The sequence below is a fragment of the Ruegeria sp. BA2 genome (genome assembly GCF_056539605.1).
The window spans coordinates 118734-133608 of record NZ_JBQFVE010000007.1; the positions used below are offsets into that span (position 1 = coordinate 118734).

Consider the following 14875-nt stretch of genomic DNA (forward strand, 5'->3'; position numbering starts at 1 on the left):
ACCCTAGCGGTCCAGCCACGCAGCAGCCGACTGTCCAGCCCAGCGTCCTGTCGCCAGACAGGCGGTCAGAAGATAGCCACCCGTTGGGGCCTCCCAATCCAGCATCTCACCCGCGCAGAACACGCCCGGAAGTGCGGTCAGCATCAAACGATTGTTCAGAGCGTCCTGAGCGACACCACCCGCAGTCGAGATCGCCTCATCCATTGGTCGCAGGCCAGAATGGCGTATCGGCAGATTCTTTAGCGCATCGATCCAATCAGATTGCGCCAATACGTGGCCCTTTGTCATCTCATGGAACAGCGCCACCTTCTGCGGTGGCAACCTTAGACCGTTCTTCAGCCAATGCGACAAAGTTGCTTTGGGCTTCTTCGCATCCAATCGCGCGCGCATCCCTTCGACCGTGACGTCTGGGATAAGGTCCAGAAACAGTGGCGCACCCGCGCGCAGCGCCGGGGTCAGGGGATATAGCCCGCCACCTTCCAGCCCTCTTGCGGAAACCGTGGCTTCGCCCCGGCTTTCCACCGCACCCGACATCCAACGCACTGATTTCAACGCGGCCCCGAAGTGTGGCTGCATGAAGCGGCTCCAATCGACCGACAGTGCTGCATTTGAAGGCGCAAACGGAGTCAAAGCCACGCCTTTGTCGGCAAGCCACGGCGCCCATGCGCCATTCGATCCCAACCGCGCCCAACTGGCACCACCCAACGCCAGAACCGTCGCATCGGGTTTGCGCAGTTGTTCACCATCTGGGGTCTGAAACACCAACGCATCCTCACGCCAGCCTCGCCAGTGCCAGCGGGTCTTGATCTGGACACCAGCCTGATCCAACCGCGCGAGCCAAGCCCGCAGCAAGGGCGAGGCCTTCATGACCGTCGGGAAAACGCGACCGGTCGAACCCGTAAACATCTCTTGCCCAAGATCGCTAGCCCAAGCCATGACGGCCTGTGCGTCAAACTCACTTATCATAGGGTGCAGCCAATCCGTGGCCTTGGCATATGCACCCATAAACGTCTCAAACGGTTCGTCTTTGGTCAGGTTCAGACCAGACTTCCCCGCCATCAGAAACTTGCGCGCGACCGAGGGCTTGGTTTCGGCCACAACAACCTCGTGCCCGGCCGCAGCAAGCTGCTCTGCCGCCATAAGACCTGCAGGCCCCGCACCAATAACCATGGTTTGCGCCATTGTATCCCTCTTGCCCTGCGCACGTTTCAACACGAGTTTAGGTTATGGCAAACACCGAACCTATCTGCCCACTCTGCGACCGCCCTATTCCTGAGGGCGGAGGCAGCCTGCACCATCTGATCCCAAAGCTCAAAGGAGGCAAGGGCGGGCCCACTGTTTTGTTGCATCAGATTTGCCACAAGGAGATCCACGCAACGCTGACCGAAGCCGAGCTTGCGCGTGATTTCAGCACGGTTGACGCGCTTCGCGCGCACCCGAGGTTGGATAAGTTCCTGCAATGGGTCCGTAAACGCCCTCCGGGATTTCGCTCAAAAGTGCCGGGCAAGCGGCGCGGGCGTTGATCAGGTCGGAAGCCACGGATCGCCGAACACATCCGTTTTAGGATCAGCCAACCCTTCAACTTCAATCCCACGATAGTCGGGCACCGATGCAAACCGGGCGCTGGGAATATGTTGAAATTCCAGCGTAGTATAAGGGCGTTTCCAAAGCCATTCCCGATTTTCGACCGCCCAAAGGTCTGGGTTTGGCGGCGTGTCTTCTGTGAATGCGTAGAAATGCAAATCAAAGCCATAGGGTTCCACACCCTGCATCGACAACAAGGACATACCCTGAGATCGACAGAATGCATCCTCGGCGGCGATATCTCCGGTGCGCAAGGTGATCTGGCCGATACAGGCCCCTGCAAATGGCGCATCCGAACTGGCGGCATCGCCCGGCCGGTTTCCTTCGAAATCGTGCTGCAGTAGCTCGATTACAAAGCCCTCTGGATCACTTAGATGGCACATATAGCCAATATCCAGAAACTGGCGCGGTGCGCTGACCGTAACGCCCATCTGGCGCAGGTGATTTGCGGCAAATTCAACATTCGGCAGGGTGATCCCGATTTTCCAGTATCTTTGCCCTCGGTCATGGCGGTAACCACCACCGCCCGGCATCAGCAAAAGATCGGCATCTTGTCCGGCGTATCCTACGCGACGATTTGCACCTTCGACCTGAACACGCATGCCAAGCGCGTCGTGATAAAACGCCGCCAAAGCATCGGGGTTTGCGACCCGCAATCGCAGCGCGGCCAACCTCATGGGCACAATCCGGCAATGCCTAGTGCAATCGATCGCTCTGCAGACAGACTGTCAGCCACCAACTCTCGTGCCGTGGGCATCAATTGATCAGGTTCGACCACCCGGTCCACCAAACCAAACGCATAGGCTTCTTCTGCAGTGATCTTTTGTCCGGCCATTAGGATCATCTTGGTTCGGGACGGACCTATCAGCGCCGCCATACGTTTGGGATCAGACGGCTGCGGCAGAAAGCCCAGCTTCATCACCGGATAGAAAAACTTGGCTGCGGGAACCGCAACGCGCAAATCACAAGCCAGAACCATGCCGTTCGCACCACCCGCCAGAGTACCGTTAAGAGCCGCCACCGTCAGGCAAGGCAAGTCGGCTATTGCACCAGATAGCCGCTCCCAAAGATCCGAGGTCGCAAGACCCGCGCGCGCTTCTTCAAGATCAGCACCGGCGCTGAACACGCGACCCGCACCGGTTAGAATCAAGGCGCGTGCTTCGGTTGCCGCTTCGGCGATACGAACCAATTCGCCCAGCATTGAAGTGGTCAACGCATTGGCTTTTTCAGGATTATTCAGCGTAACCGTCCAAAGCCCATCGTCTTGCGTCAGTTCAATCACGTCAACCCGACCCTTTTTCGGATATCTTCATTGCGCAACGAAATCTCTGTCCCCAAGAACTCATCTGCGTCCGGCGAGCACATCCACATCAGCGCCCTTGCTGGCCAGTCTGCCGGGATATGATCGTCCCAATCCAACTGACTAACCGGGTTGATACCGCTGGCCTTGATCACGCGCTGCATGTCAGTGGCGACGGTACCCGGTGACAGGCCCATGGCGCGGATGCCATGGTGCGCCTCTTCCAAATGCAGACACTCGGTCAGCATCTTTGCCCCGGCTTTTGAGGTGCAATAGTGGCTCCAGGCTTCAATCGGATTTGACGCAGCACCGGAGGAGACGGTCAGAACAGTCCCCCCACCTGTCGCCCGCATAATGGGCAGTGCAGCGCGCATTCCATAAAAAACTCCCTTCAGATTGATGTCGATTGCATGGCTCCAAGCCTGCGTATCAGCATTGGAAAGATGAAAGATCGGATCGATCACACCTGCATTCCCGATCAGAACGTCCAGCGAGCCAAACCGATCGATGCAGTCAGCAACCGTCTGTTCTACCTGGCCAAAATCACTGACATCACAGCCCAATGCGATGGCGTTGTCACCCAGCGCTGCTGCCAGTGCTTCAATCTGATCTCGGCTGCGCGCGGCCAAGGCGACATTTGCCCCGGCTGCGGCAAAAACGCGCCCGGCTTCCGCTCCGATACCTCGGCTAGCGCCTGTAATCAGTACAGTTTTTCCTTGCATTTGCATCGTTTAAATCCCTGCATTTGAAATTGTGTTAACTCGTACCCCGCAATTGGGGAATTGGTCCAGCCCTTCCCCCTTGACGCTGGCCGCCGCAGGCACGACCATGCGCGTAAATTGATCAAGAAGGGTTCTCTTATGACTGTTTTCCTTCGCCGCAGTTGCGGTGCAGCTTTGGCCTATGCTGTCGCAACGAACGGCGCTTTTGCGGATGTTACCGCCAATGATGTCTGGGCCGATTGGCAAGCCTACCTGGGCGGCATGGGTTATGATGTGACCGGCGAACAAAGCGTTTCCGGAAATGTGACAACGATTTCGAACATGACAATGGCCATGGCCATTCCAGATACCGAAGGCACTTTCGACGTGGTCATCCCTCAGATGACTTTGACCGAGAATGGCGATGGTACAGTCAACATCGGTTTCCCGGACAGTTTTCCGATGACCATCTCGGGCGAAGCCGAGGGCGAGACCTTCTCGGCCGATCTGGTATATTCGCATGATGCTCTGGAAATGGTTGTATCAGGCACGCCCAAAAACATGACCTATGATTATTCGGCCAACAGTCTGAACCTTGCACTGGATTCGATCGATTTTGACGGTGAAACCGTGCCGAACGATATGCTGGCGCTGAACGTTCAGATGGACCAGATTGCGGGTTCTTCCCAGATGGAAATTGGCGAAATGCGCGATATCGCGCAGCAGTTCACCGCTGACAGCCTGACCTACGACGTGGCGTTCAACGAGCCTGAAAGCGAAGATACGGGCCGGATCAGCGGCACGCTGGGCGATCTGAATTTCGAAGGTGATACGATCATCCCGCCGGATTTCGATGTTTCCAACGTACAAGATATTTATGAGGCCGGATTTGCTGCGTCAGGCACATTCACCTATGCCTCGGGTAACACCGAAGTGGCGGGCACGGCTGAAGGTCAGCCCTTCTCGCTCAGCAGCAGTTCCGAAGGCGGCAGTTTTACCGGCAGTATCGATGCACAGCGGCTTGTCTACGACCTTGCGCAAAACAGCACCAAACTGGCCGTTACGACATCTGATCTTCCGTTCCCGATCGAAATTGCGATGGCCAATGCGGGTATGAAATTCGAACTTCCGGTGCAGGCTTCGGAAGAAATCCAACCCTTTGGATTTGGTATGAACCTGACAGATTTCACGATGTCCGATGTATTGTGGAGCATGTTCGACCCTGCAAGTGCGCTGCCCCGCGATCCGGCGACCATCGCACTGGACGCAACCGGCACCGCCAAAGTTCTGGTCGACTTCATGGATCCCGAAGCGGTCGAAGAGCTTGAGACATCGGATATTGTTCCGGGCGAATTGCATTCGTTGAAGATCAACGAATTGCTTGTATCGCTGGTCGGCGCGGAATTGACCGGTGATGGAGATTTCACATTCGACAATTCCAACACGGAAGAGTTTGATGGCCTGCCCGCTCCGTCAGGTGTCGCCAATCTGAAGCTTGTTGGCGCCAACGCTCTGCTCGACACGTTGATCGGCATGGGCTTTGTCTCGGAGAACGACGCGTTGGGCGCACGTATGATGATGGGTCTGATGGCTGTTCCGGGTGAAGAACCTGATACACTGAACTCGAAGATCGAGTTCACCGAGGATGGTCAGATTCTGGCCAACGGTCAGCGCATCAAGTGATAAAATCATCAGGAAAGGCCGCATTGGTGGCCTTTCCTGGCTGAGGCACATAAAGCGATTGGGCTGCAGGCCTTGCGGGACGGACGGTCCAAGGCTAGGTCCAGTACAACAAGACCGGAGGCCTCATGACCCGAACACCTCAGAACATCAGTGAAGAGCTGCTGGCTGCAGCCCGCAAAGCTGGCGCCGAAGAGGCAGATGCCATTGTTATTGATGGCTCATCCGTCTCTGTCGAGGTGCGCGGCGGCGCGTTGGAACATGCCGAACGCTCGGAAGCCACTGATCTGGGACTAAGGGTCTTCCTGGGCAAGCGGCAGGCAATCGTATCCAGTTCAGACAGTCGTCCTGAGACGCTTGCGGCGATGGCCGAACGCGCCGTTGCTATGGCCAGCGAAACCCCCGAAGATCCGTTCACTGGATTGGCCGCGCCCGATCAATTGATCACCGATTGGGATATCGATGCGCTGGAACTGTTTGATCCAAGTCCGGAACCAAGTGCCGAGGCCTTGATGCAGGACGCGCTGGCTGCCGAAGCGGCAGCGTTGGGTGTTACGGGCGTCTCACAAGTTTCTGACGCCGCCGCGGCTTATGGTACACACCAAGTCCATCTGGCAGCTACGAACGGGTTTTCTGGTGGATATAAGCGCAGCAGTCGCTCAACCTCATGTGTTGCCATTTCCGGCGAAGGCACGGGGATGGAGCGTGACTATGATGGCGACAGTCGCACATTTCAGGCAGACCTGCGCAGCCCTTCCGAGATTGGTCGCACAGCTGGTGAACGCGCAGTTCAGATCGTTGGCGCACGCAAACCCCAGACAGGCAGCTTCCCGGTTGTGTTCGACGAACGTATCTCGTCGTCGTTGATCGGTCACCTGCTGGCTGCAAGCAATGGCGCTGCGATTGCCCGCGGTGCCTCGTGGCTGAAAGAAAGCTTGGGTCAACAGGTTCTGCCCTCGCATCTGTCTCTGATCGAAGACCCTCATCGCCCGCGCATTTCGGGCTCGCGCCCGTTTGATGCCGAAGGGCTGGCAACGCGGCGCAGGGCGATCGTTGAAGACGGTGTTCTGACCGGTTGGACGCTGGATCTGTCCAGCGCCCGAAAGCTGGAAATGACCTCGACCGGTAATGCAACACGCGGCGTATCGGGGCCTCCATCGCCCAGCAACTGGAACCTCAGCCTGACGCAAGGTGACAAAACCCGAGCAGAGCTTCTGCGCGATATGGAAACCGGGCTGTTGGTCACTTCGATGATCGGGTCGACGATAAACCCGAACACTGGCGACTATTCCCGTGGGGCGTCAGGGTTTTGGGTGGAGAACGGTGAGATCGCCTATCCTGTCAACGAATGCACTATTGCGGGCAATCTTCGCGACATGCTGATGCGGATCATTCCGGCAAATGATGCCCGGCCTTACCTATCGCGCGTTGTGCCATCTTTGCTAATCGAAGGGATGACACTTGCCGGCACTTGACCTGTCCTTGCTGATCGACGCCGCGCTAGAAGCTGGAAAGATCGCTACGCGCTATTCAGGCCCTGATGCGCAACGCTGGGACAAACCCGAAGGCGCGGGGCCTGTGACCGAGGCCGATCTGGCTGTGAACGCAATGCTAGAGCGCGACCTGCACGGCGCACGTCCGAACTATGGCTGGCTGAGCGAAGAGAGCGAGGATTCCGACGACCGTCTGACCCGCGATCAGGTCTTTGTCATCGATCCTATCGACGGCACCCGCAGTTTCGCCGAAGGATCCCGCACATGGGCGCACTCGCTGGCCGTTGCCGAGAACGGAGAGGTTACGGCTGCAGTTATATACCTACCAATGCGAGATCTGCTTTACGCGGCTTCGAAAGGACAAGGAGCTACGCTGAACGGCGAACCCATCTTCGTTTCGGGGCAAGCGCATTTGCCTGAGGCTGAAATATTGGCGGCAAAACCCAATCTGAACCCACGGCATTGGCAATCGGGTGCGGTGCCAGACTTTCGCCGCGTCTACCGCCCCTCGCTGGCTTATCGGATGGCGCTGGTTGCCCAAGGACGCTTTGACGGAATGCTGACACTCCGCCCCAGTTGGGAGTGGGACATCGCCGCAGGTGATCTGATCCTGCGTGAGGCGGGTGGAATATGCACGGACCGTTTGGGGCAACCTCTGCAGTTCAACAACACCGACCCGCGCTTGAATGGTGTGGTAGCGGCAGGCACCGAAATCCATGAACATCTTCATGCTCTGCTTGACCCAAACGGGGCCGGTATACCCGCATGAGCAAGCCTCGTTCTCTTAGCCTTGCTGCCTATCGCGTTCTGTCCTGGGGTGTGCCGCAAAGCTCGGGCTTCACGGACATCGCGCGCCCTGATGGCGAAGTCCTTTGGGTGCATATCAGTACACCCGATCGGCTGCGCGCGGTTGATGACTTCTGTCGTCGTCTGACCACGGTGCGGCCCGGCTTGTCGCTGCTGCTAACCGTTCCTCCGGATTTCGATCTGGAGGAATGGGACGAATGTAGCGCGCCAATCGTGAAATTGCCTGCCGAACACACCGGCGCTGCCCGCATTTTTCTGAAGCATTGGCGCCCGGATATGGGGCTTTGGTTTGGTGGCGGGTTGATGCCCAATATCATTACCCGAGCGCAGGAACGGGCAATTCCATTGGTATTGATCGAGGCGATGGTCGACGTGAAAACCGCCCGCGGTGGGCGTTGGCTGCCGGACATCACGCGATACACGCTGGACTGTTTTACGACGATCCTTGCCCCCAATGATGAGATCGCGCGCCAGATCCGCAGGTTGGGTGTGAATTCGGCAAAAATATCAGTAGCGCCTGCTCTGCATATCAGCCCCAATCCCGATCCCTGGCCCGAAGATGAGTTGATCGAGACCAATCATACACTGGCCGGTCGCCCGGTCTGGTTGGCCGCATGGGTGCAGGACAAAGAGTTTATTTCGGTCCTGACGGCGCATCGGCAAGCCTTGCGGATGCTGCCGCGCCTGGCCTTGGTTCTGCACGTGGCGGATATGTCCGAGTCCGCCCCCTTGCACAAACGGCTTGAGGCAATGGATTTGCGATGCGCCAACTGGGATGAGGGAGATGCGATCGAAGACACCACACAGGTGATCCTATCGGCTGAACCCGAAGACCTTGGACTGTGGCATCGTGTGTCCGCGGTTACGTTCATGGGAAGTTCGTTAGAGCGCGGTTCGGGCGGCCACGACCCATTGATCGCCGTTGCCTTAGGTTCAGCGGTAATCCATGGCCCTCATGTCAGCAACTACCACAATCTGTATGACAGGTTGGGGCGGGAAAAAGCTGCTATGCGGATTCGAACCGCGACGGAGCTTGGCGATGGAGTGGTCGAGCTTTTGGCCCCGGACCGCACGGCTGACATGGCCTTGGCCGGATGGCAGATCGTCACCGAAGGCGCGCCACAGGCGGACCAATTGATTGAAATGGTGCAAGATACACTGGACCGGCGGAGAGCCTACAATGCGCGCACCTGACTTCTGGAACACGGACCCTGATCGATTGGACCTGCGTGCCCGGCTGCTGTCGCCGCTCGGGTCCCTCTATGCCTCGGCGACCGCCCGTCGTTTGGCGCGTGGGCAAGGACTCTCGGTGGATGTACCGGTCATTTGCGTTGGCAATCTGAATGCGGGTGGAACTGGCAAAACGCCCACCGCAATCTGGGTTTTGGATTACCTCAGGGGCGCTTGGCATCAGCCTCACGTCGTCACCCGAGGTCACGGCGGTTCGCTGGAAGGCCCGGTGCAGGTCGATCCACGCAAACACACCGCAGCTCAGGTCGGGGATGAACCCCTGCTGCTTGCCGCGTTTGCCGAAGTTTGGGTTGCCAAAGATCGTGCCGCAGGCGCGCAGGCGGCGGTGGCTGCAGGGGCGACAGCAATCGTACTGGACGACGGTTTTCAAAACCCTGCCGTCGCCAAGGATTTCTCGATCATCGTCGTTGATGCCACGCGCGGGTTCGGCAATGGACTTTGCTTGCCCGCCGGTCCCTTGAGAGAACCCGTAGCTGTTGGGTTGAAACGGGCCGATCTCGTTTTGTCGCTCGGGAGCGCCGTAGCGCAAACAACATTTTCAGAAAAATGGGGGCCTGCCCTTACAGTCCCACACGTCATCGGCGAAGTGCGTCCACTACAAACCGGCATGGATTGGAGCGGCACACCCGTTCTGGCCTTTGCAGGTATCGGATACCCAGATAAGTTTTTTGAGACTCTGCGGCAGCAAGGCGCGACACTGCTGCGCACCGAAGCATTAGACGACCACCAACCGCTGACCTCTGCGCTGATGACGCGTTTGGAAAACGAGGCCAAGGCACTGGGCGCTCAACTGGTGACAACCGAGAAAGACGCGGTGCGCCTACCCGCGAAACTCCGAAGCAAGGTTCTCACGCTCCCGGTCCGCTTGCAGATCGATCAGGATGATAAGGTCAAAGAGATGCTGGCTCAGGTCGCGCCATCACCCTGAGCGAATGGCCAGCCCAAGCCAGGCTGGCCAAGCTGGATTTAGCTGCCAAGCTCGTCTTCGATCAGCTTTTTGAAATCGTCATAAGACTGGTTATCAACTTTTTTGCCGTTCACGACGAACGACGGGGTTGCCTGAATCCCATCGCGCTCGGCATTTTCCTGATACCAGGCGACCAGAGTCTGCGCACGGGTTCCGTCCTGCAAGCAGGCCTCAAGCTGATCATTGTCGATACCGGCAAGGCGACCGATCTTGCGCAGCTCGTCAACGATTTCGGCCGGACCTCCGGCACGGGTCCATTCCGACTGGCCTTCGTACAACAGATCGGTGATACCAAAGAACTTATCAGGCCCCGCACAGCGCGCCACCATCGATGCCCACAGACCATAGCGATCGAAATACACTTCGCGGTATGTGAACTTGACCTTGCCCGTATCAATGAAATCCTTCTTGAGCTGCTTATAGGCACCCTGATGGAAGTTCGCGCAATGCGGACAGGTGTATGATGCATATTCGATGATCTCGACGGGCGCATCTTCGGCCCCCTGCACCATCTCGACGATGGTCGACGTGTCCAGATCAGCCTCTTGCGCCTCGGCGGCACCAATCAGCGGGTTGGCAGGTGTGGTAGTATTCGACAATGTCAGCCAATAGCCGCCTGCGGCCACGGCGACAGCCGCACATATAACGGTTGCAATCCGGCTCATTCCTCAGCCCTTTCTTAGCGTTTCTGTCTGGATAAAACGTTGCGGCCCAAACGTTCAAGGGCCGCGCGCAAATCTTCATCATGAACCGCGCGTGACACTTTGTCGGCCTCGGCGGCTATTTCAGGCGCAATGGCTTGTTTCGCCTGTTTCGGCTTGTGGTCGAAACTGGCCTGACCTTCTGCAAAACCGGTGGGTGCGGTTTGGGTGATGCGAATGCGATTGATGGCGTTGTAACCATAGACCGCGTTCACCTTGTCACGCAGTTGTTCTTTTTGCATCTCCAGCATCGGCGCCTGCGGTCCTGTGGTCAGCACCGTCAGTGTCGCCCCAAATCCGCCTTTGGCGTATCCCACATTCACAGGCCGCGCGATCGAAGCTAGATCCTGACCAACAATCTCAGCCCAATGAGTCAACAAACGCGAAACGGCAAAGCCCCGGCTTTCCCCGGCCTGTCTGATCCGGTCATTCAGCAAAGTGGCGGTACGTTTGAACCCGCGGGTCGAAGAACGTCTGCGTTGCATCTGGTTTCCAACTCTTGCGCGGCTATTGTAATAAGCTGCGACCCATGCGCCAGCGAAACCCGACAGGGAGTTACATAAAACTTGCGTGACTGCACCGAATCTGACCTGAGCAAGGCTCTGCTGGACTGGTACGACCGCCACGCGCGGGAAATGCCATGGCGCGTTAGCCCTTCTGATCGCGGGGCAGGAATAACGCCTGATCCCTACCGCGTCTGGCTGTCCGAGGTGATGCTGCAGCAAACAACCGTAGCCGCGGTGCGCGACTACTTCCTTCGCTTCACGACGCGCTGGCCAACTGTAGAATCACTGGCAGCCGCCGAAGACGGGCAAGTTATGGGCGAGTGGGCTGGTCTTGGTTATTACGCCCGCGCGCGGAATTTATTGAAATGTGCCCGTGTCGTAGCCTCAGAGTATGATGGGCGTTTCCCAGATAGCTACGATGCGCTGCTGCTACTTCCCGGAGTTGGGCCCTACACGGCGGCGGCGATCGCAGCTATCGCATTTGATCGCCCGGAAACAGTGCTGGATGGCAATGTCGAACGCGTGATGGCGCGGCTCTATGACATTCATGATCCCCTGCCAGGTTCAAAGCCGCTGTTGAAAGAGAAAGCAGCGTACCTGACCCCGCCCAATCGACCCGGAGATTATGCACAGGCCGTGATGGATTTGGGCGCAACGATCTGCACGCCAAAATCGCCAGCCTGCGGCATCTGCCCAGTCTACGCACTCTGTTCTGCGCGTGCAGCTGGAACGCAGGCCGATCTTCCGAAAAAAACACCGAAGAAGCCCAAACCAACGAGGCTGGGCCACATATACATCGCGCAACGCAGTGATGGCGCGCTGCTACTGGAACGCCGACCTGACAAAGGCTTGCTGGGCGGGATGTTAGGCTGGCCCGGATCAGATTGGTCCGAGGCACCCTCAAAACGCCCTCCGTTTGTGGCAGAATGGCAGGAAGTCCCAGGCGAGGTGCGCCACACCTTCACTCATTTCCATTTGATCCTGCGAATTTGGGCGGTCGAATTGCCCAATGGGATGGAACCTGTCGATCTCGAAATCATGGACAAACACGCGTTCAAGCCCAGCGACTTGCCCACCGTCATGCGCAAGGCTTATGACCTGTGGCGCGGCCATTAGACCGATGTGCAAGGCCAGACAGGCAGTCTAGTGTTTTGCCAAGATTTTCGGAGCCCAAAAATGATTGCGTCTGATACTCTTTCCCGTTGGCAATCCGCCCTTCCATTTTGGGCCTCCTATCTACTGATCCCGATGATCTGGATCGCCACCTTTGCAGGCGGTTGGTGGGTCTTGCTGGTGCCGCTCTCAACATGGTGGGCCTTTGCTGTGCTGGATCGATTGACGGGCCTTAACTTGGAAAACGCCGATCCGGATACGCCAGACGTTTCGCTAAACTGGTATATCTTGCTGACCAAGGCTTGGGCCCCAGTGCAATTCCTCACGCTTTACGGGCTGATCTGGTACACCACCCGCACCACTGACCTGTCTTCGATCGAAAAGATCGGCGTGTTCATTGGCATGGGCGTGATATCCGGAACGATCGGGATCAACTACAGCCACGAGTTGATGCACCAAAAAGGCAAATTTGAACGCTGGATGGGTGATATCCTTTTGGCGATGGTCCTTTATTCGCATTTCCGCTCTGAACACCTGCTGGTGCACCACCGCTATATTGGCACCCCGCGTGATCCGGTGACTGCGCGTTATAACGAGGGCTTCCATCGGTTCTACCCCCGCGTTCTACGTCAAAGCCTGATCTCTGCCTTCCGGGCCGAACGCGAAAAACTGGCACGCAAAGATCGTTTCTGGACCGATCCGGCAAACCCATTCTGGCGCTATTGGGCCTTGCAAGGAATTATGCTGCTATTGGCGGTTCTGATAGGCGGATGGTCAGGGCTTGGCTTGTTTCTGGTGCAAGCAGGCACAGCGATCTGGCAACTTGAACTCGTCAACTATGTCGAGCACTACGGCCTGACGCGCAAATATTTGGGTGACGGCAAATACGAACATGTCCGCCCGCGCCACTCGTGGAACGCGTCACAAAAAGCCTCAAACTGGCTGTTGATCAACCTGCAACGTCACTCGGATCACCACTACAAACCAAACCGCCGGTTCCCGCTGCTACAACACCATTCACAGGATGCAGCACCCCAACTGCCACATGGCTATCCGGTCATGACCATAGCAGCGATGATCCCCCCTTTGTGGCGGCGGATAATGAATCCCAGAGTACGCGCATGGCGGCGGCAATATTACCCCGAGATCACCAACTGGCAGCCCTATAACAAAGCGCAAAACCCCGCGCCCCGGAGTTGACCGCAGCGCGCACCAGCGCGCTGCCTGGCCCAACGGGAGTGATCGCATCTTTGATGCGGTGCTGACAGGCGGGAGCCTTGGTTTCTACATCACCCAGATATCCATCGGAGCGGCGACACCTCTTACAGGTTGACCTGCCCGCTGTTCGAATCCAGCCATCATAGTTTGGGCAGTTGGCGTCTCACTCAAGGCCTTGGCGCGCAACGCCTCACTCACAATAATGTGCGCCTGAAAATCTCGCGTCAGAGCTTCGAGCTTTGCGGCAACATTCACCGCATCACCGATCACCGCAAATTCCAGTCGGTTTGCTCCAATATCCCCAAGGACAACCGAGCCATAGTGGACTCCAACACCGATCTGGATCTCTTGCTCACCCGCCCGCCTGCGATCTAAATTCCAACGGTCGATCATTTCAACCATCGATCGGGCACAGGCCAGCGCATTGCTCGCATCAAGCTCTCCGGGCACTGGCGTCCCAAACGTGGCCATCAACCCGTCACCCAAGTACTTGTCGAGCGTTCCGTGATGCCGAAACACTTCGGTTTCCATTCTGGCGTGAAATCCGCGCAGGACTTCGATCACTTCATATGGATCACGGCCAGCCGAAAACTTGGTGAACCCGACGATATCGATGAACAGGACCGCAATATCCTCTTTGCGTATCTGTTTGAGAGGCTCATCATTCTGACTCAGCTCATCAACCACGTTCGGCGAGAAGTAACGCGATAGATTTGCCCGCTCACGTTCAAGCCCGGCGTTTGACATCAACAATCGACTGAGGCGGCGCATCGAAACCCCAAGCGTCACCGCGACCATTACAAAAACAATCACCTGCTGGATACGAAAGGTTGGCATGAAACTGTTGGGATCCAAGAGCTCGGCCACATCCGGATATTCTGACAGGGCCTCGGCCACCCGTCCGCTGATTCCGGGGATCGGGGTTGCGACCCACCATGCGATCACCCAACCAACTGTCCACATGATTGCAGTCCACCATCCGATCGCGATGACGGTGCGCCAGGAATAAGCAAGCGTTCCCGCTGCCAGAATGATGAAGAAATACTGAAAATTGTCGAACCGGTATTGCATCGCCAACGGCCGAACATCGTCGCTGAATGGGTTGGGCACAATCATCCCCAACGTCATGATCAGCAGATCGACAAAGATCAACAGAAGCTCGGTCCGGGATTGCCCGACGCGACCGGCGCGGCGGATCAACCAACCATTGGCGCAGATCAGCAGCAGGATGAAATGATACCAAAGAACCTCCCAGTGCGGATTCAGGTAGATCAGCAACATTCCGGTCATCGCCATCGCAATCCAACGCGCCCGAACGGCAAGCTCCAGGCCTTCGCGCTTGTTTCGCTCCAGCGCGGCCTCGGCGTATTTGTTGTCCAGATCGAAGTTGTCCGGTTGCGTGACAAAGAATCGGCTAAGGCGGGATTGGCTGGCGGTGGTCTCGGTCATGGCATCCGTCTCCGATATGCGCTTTCAGGGACTGCCCTATGCAATCATCTCAAGGACAAAAACAAAAGACCCCGCCGGGAACGGCGGGGCAAGGCTTAGTGCCTT

Annotated in this window: 15 protein-coding genes; 8 read left to right on the forward strand and 7 right to left on the reverse strand. The window is 57.3% G+C overall.

Annotation, left to right across the window (positions count from 1 at the left end; genetic code table 11):
- Window positions 1-3: 3 nt before the first annotated feature.
- Window positions 4-1182: a TIGR03862 family flavoprotein gene (locus tag ACR0NN_RS15925; protein ID WP_170725024.1), complete on the reverse strand. Its 1179-nt coding sequence runs from the start codon at window positions 1180-1182 to the stop codon at window positions 4-6.
- Between the two features lie 44 nt (window positions 1183-1226).
- On the opposite strand from ACR0NN_RS15925, the gene ACR0NN_RS15930 reads away from it, so the two are divergent.
- A complete protein-coding gene (locus ACR0NN_RS15930; protein WP_170725023.1) occupies window positions 1227-1523 on the forward strand; it encodes an HNH endonuclease in 297 nt (98 codons plus the stop codon).
- On the opposite strand, the gene ACR0NN_RS15935 is transcribed toward ACR0NN_RS15930, so the two are convergent.
- Genes ACR0NN_RS15935 through ACR0NN_RS15945 form a run of 3 tightly spaced genes read right to left on the reverse strand, consistent with a single transcriptional unit; the run spans window position 1524 to window position 3612 of the window.
- Window positions 1524-2261: a VOC family protein gene (locus tag ACR0NN_RS15935; protein ID WP_170725022.1), complete on the reverse strand. Its 738-nt coding sequence runs from the start codon at window positions 2259-2261 to the stop codon at window positions 1524-1526.
- Window positions 2258-2866, reverse strand: a complete 609-nt coding sequence (locus ACR0NN_RS15940; RefSeq protein ID WP_170725021.1) for an enoyl-CoA hydratase/isomerase family protein — start codon at window positions 2864-2866, stop codon at window positions 2258-2260. Before ACR0NN_RS15940 ends, ACR0NN_RS15935 begins: the two co-directional genes overlap by 4 nt.
- Window positions 2863-3612, reverse strand: coding sequence for an SDR family oxidoreductase (locus ACR0NN_RS15945; protein ID WP_170686958.1), 750 nt, complete (start codon window positions 3610-3612; stop codon window positions 2863-2865). Before ACR0NN_RS15945 ends, ACR0NN_RS15940 begins: the two co-directional genes overlap by 4 nt.
- Before the next feature lie 132 nt (window positions 3613-3744).
- On the opposite strand from ACR0NN_RS15945, the gene ACR0NN_RS15950 reads away from it, so the two are divergent.
- From ACR0NN_RS15950 to lpxK, 5 genes are all read left to right on the forward strand, one after another.
- The gene (locus ACR0NN_RS15950) at window positions 3745-5268 is read left to right on the forward strand and encodes a DUF2125 domain-containing protein (RefSeq protein ID WP_170725020.1); all 1524 of its coding nucleotides are present in this window, start codon (window positions 3745-3747) and stop codon (window positions 5266-5268) included.
- A gap of 125 nt (window positions 5269-5393) precedes the next feature.
- Window positions 5394-6740: a TldD/PmbA family protein gene (locus tag ACR0NN_RS15955; protein WP_170725019.1), complete on the forward strand. Its 1347-nt coding sequence runs from the start codon at window positions 5394-5396 to the stop codon at window positions 6738-6740.
- Entirely contained in the window at window positions 6727-7527 is an 801-nt protein-coding gene (locus tag ACR0NN_RS15960; RefSeq protein ID WP_170725018.1) for a 3'(2'),5'-bisphosphate nucleotidase CysQ, read from the forward strand. Before ACR0NN_RS15955 ends, ACR0NN_RS15960 begins: the two co-directional genes overlap by 14 nt.
- Window positions 7524-8759, forward strand: a complete 1236-nt coding sequence (locus tag ACR0NN_RS15965; protein WP_170725017.1) for a glycosyltransferase N-terminal domain-containing protein — start codon at window positions 7524-7526, stop codon at window positions 8757-8759. Before ACR0NN_RS15960 ends, ACR0NN_RS15965 begins: the two co-directional genes overlap by 4 nt.
- The gene (gene lpxK, locus ACR0NN_RS15970; protein ID WP_170725016.1) at window positions 8746-9744 is read left to right on the forward strand and encodes a tetraacyldisaccharide 4'-kinase; all 999 of its coding nucleotides are present in this window, start codon (window positions 8746-8748) and stop codon (window positions 9742-9744) included. Before ACR0NN_RS15965 ends, lpxK begins: the two co-directional genes overlap by 14 nt.
- Window positions 9745-9782: 38 nt before the next feature.
- Here the strand turns inward: lpxK and ACR0NN_RS15975 are convergent, their stop codons facing one another.
- Together ACR0NN_RS15975 and ACR0NN_RS15980 are read right to left on the reverse strand one after the other, a co-directional pair.
- Window positions 9783-10448 carry a DsbA family protein gene (locus tag ACR0NN_RS15975; protein WP_170686952.1) on the reverse strand — a complete coding sequence of 222 codons (666 nt, stop codon included), beginning with the start codon at window positions 10446-10448 and terminating at the stop codon, window positions 9783-9785.
- A gap of 14 nt (window positions 10449-10462) precedes the next feature.
- Complete coding sequence (locus tag ACR0NN_RS15980; protein ID WP_170686951.1) at window positions 10463-10969, reverse strand: DciA family protein; 507 nt, start codon at window positions 10967-10969, stop codon at window positions 10463-10465.
- An 81-nt stretch (window positions 10970-11050) separates the two neighbouring features.
- Here ACR0NN_RS15980 and mutY point away from each other — a divergent pair, with 81 nt between their 5' ends.
- Both mutY and ACR0NN_RS15990 read left to right on the forward strand, forming a co-directional pair.
- Window positions 11051-12106, forward strand: a complete 1056-nt coding sequence (mutY, locus tag ACR0NN_RS15985) for an A/G-specific adenine glycosylase (protein WP_480685059.1) — start codon at window positions 11051-11053, stop codon at window positions 12104-12106.
- A gap of 60 nt (window positions 12107-12166) precedes the next feature.
- The gene (locus ACR0NN_RS15990) at window positions 12167-13303 is read left to right on the forward strand and encodes an alkane 1-monooxygenase (protein WP_170725015.1); all 1137 of its coding nucleotides are present in this window, start codon (window positions 12167-12169) and stop codon (window positions 13301-13303) included.
- 84 nt (window positions 13304-13387) lie between these two features.
- Here the strand turns inward: ACR0NN_RS15990 and ACR0NN_RS15995 are convergent, their stop codons facing one another.
- On the reverse strand, window positions 13388-14770 hold the full coding sequence (locus ACR0NN_RS15995) for an adenylate/guanylate cyclase domain-containing protein (protein WP_170725014.1): 1383 nt from the start codon (window positions 14768-14770) through the stop codon (window positions 13388-13390).
- Window positions 14771-14875: the final 105 nt, after the last annotated feature.

Excerpts from the sequence above, each read along its gene's own strand:
- ACR0NN_RS15935 (WP_170725022.1), bottom strand. The coding sequence starts at position 2,261 with ATGAGGTTGGCCGCGCTGCGATTGCGGGTCGCAAACCCCGATGCTTTG.
- lpxK (WP_170725016.1), top strand. The coding sequence starts at position 8,746 with ATGCGCGCACCTGACTTCTGGAACACGGACCCTGATCGATTGGACCTG.
- ACR0NN_RS15980 (WP_170686951.1), bottom strand. The coding sequence starts at position 10,969 with ATGCAACGCAGACGTTCTTCGACCCGCGGGTTCAAACGTACCGCCACT.
- ACR0NN_RS15995 (WP_170725014.1), bottom strand. The coding sequence starts at position 14,770 with ATGACCGAGACCACCGCCAGCCAATCCCGCCTTAGCCGATTCTTTGTC.
- ACR0NN_RS15930 (WP_170725023.1), top strand. The coding sequence starts at position 1,227 with ATGGCAAACACCGAACCTATCTGCCCACTCTGCGACCGCCCTATTCCT.
- ACR0NN_RS15945 (WP_170686958.1), bottom strand. The coding sequence starts at position 3,612 with ATGCAAATGCAAGGAAAAACTGTACTGATTACAGGCGCTAGCCGAGGT.
- ACR0NN_RS15990 (WP_170725015.1), top strand. The coding sequence starts at position 12,167 with ATGATTGCGTCTGATACTCTTTCCCGTTGGCAATCCGCCCTTCCATTT.
- ACR0NN_RS15965 (WP_170725017.1), top strand. The coding sequence starts at position 7,524 with ATGAGCAAGCCTCGTTCTCTTAGCCTTGCTGCCTATCGCGTTCTGTCC.
- ACR0NN_RS15925 (WP_170725024.1), bottom strand. The coding sequence starts at position 1,182 with ATGGCGCAAACCATGGTTATTGGTGCGGGGCCTGCAGGTCTTATGGCG.
- ACR0NN_RS15950 (WP_170725020.1), top strand. The coding sequence starts at position 3,745 with ATGACTGTTTTCCTTCGCCGCAGTTGCGGTGCAGCTTTGGCCTATGCT.
- ACR0NN_RS15975 (WP_170686952.1), bottom strand. The coding sequence starts at position 10,448 with ATGAGCCGGATTGCAACCGTTATATGTGCGGCTGTCGCCGTGGCCGCA.
- ACR0NN_RS15955 (WP_170725019.1), top strand. The coding sequence starts at position 5,394 with ATGACCCGAACACCTCAGAACATCAGTGAAGAGCTGCTGGCTGCAGCC.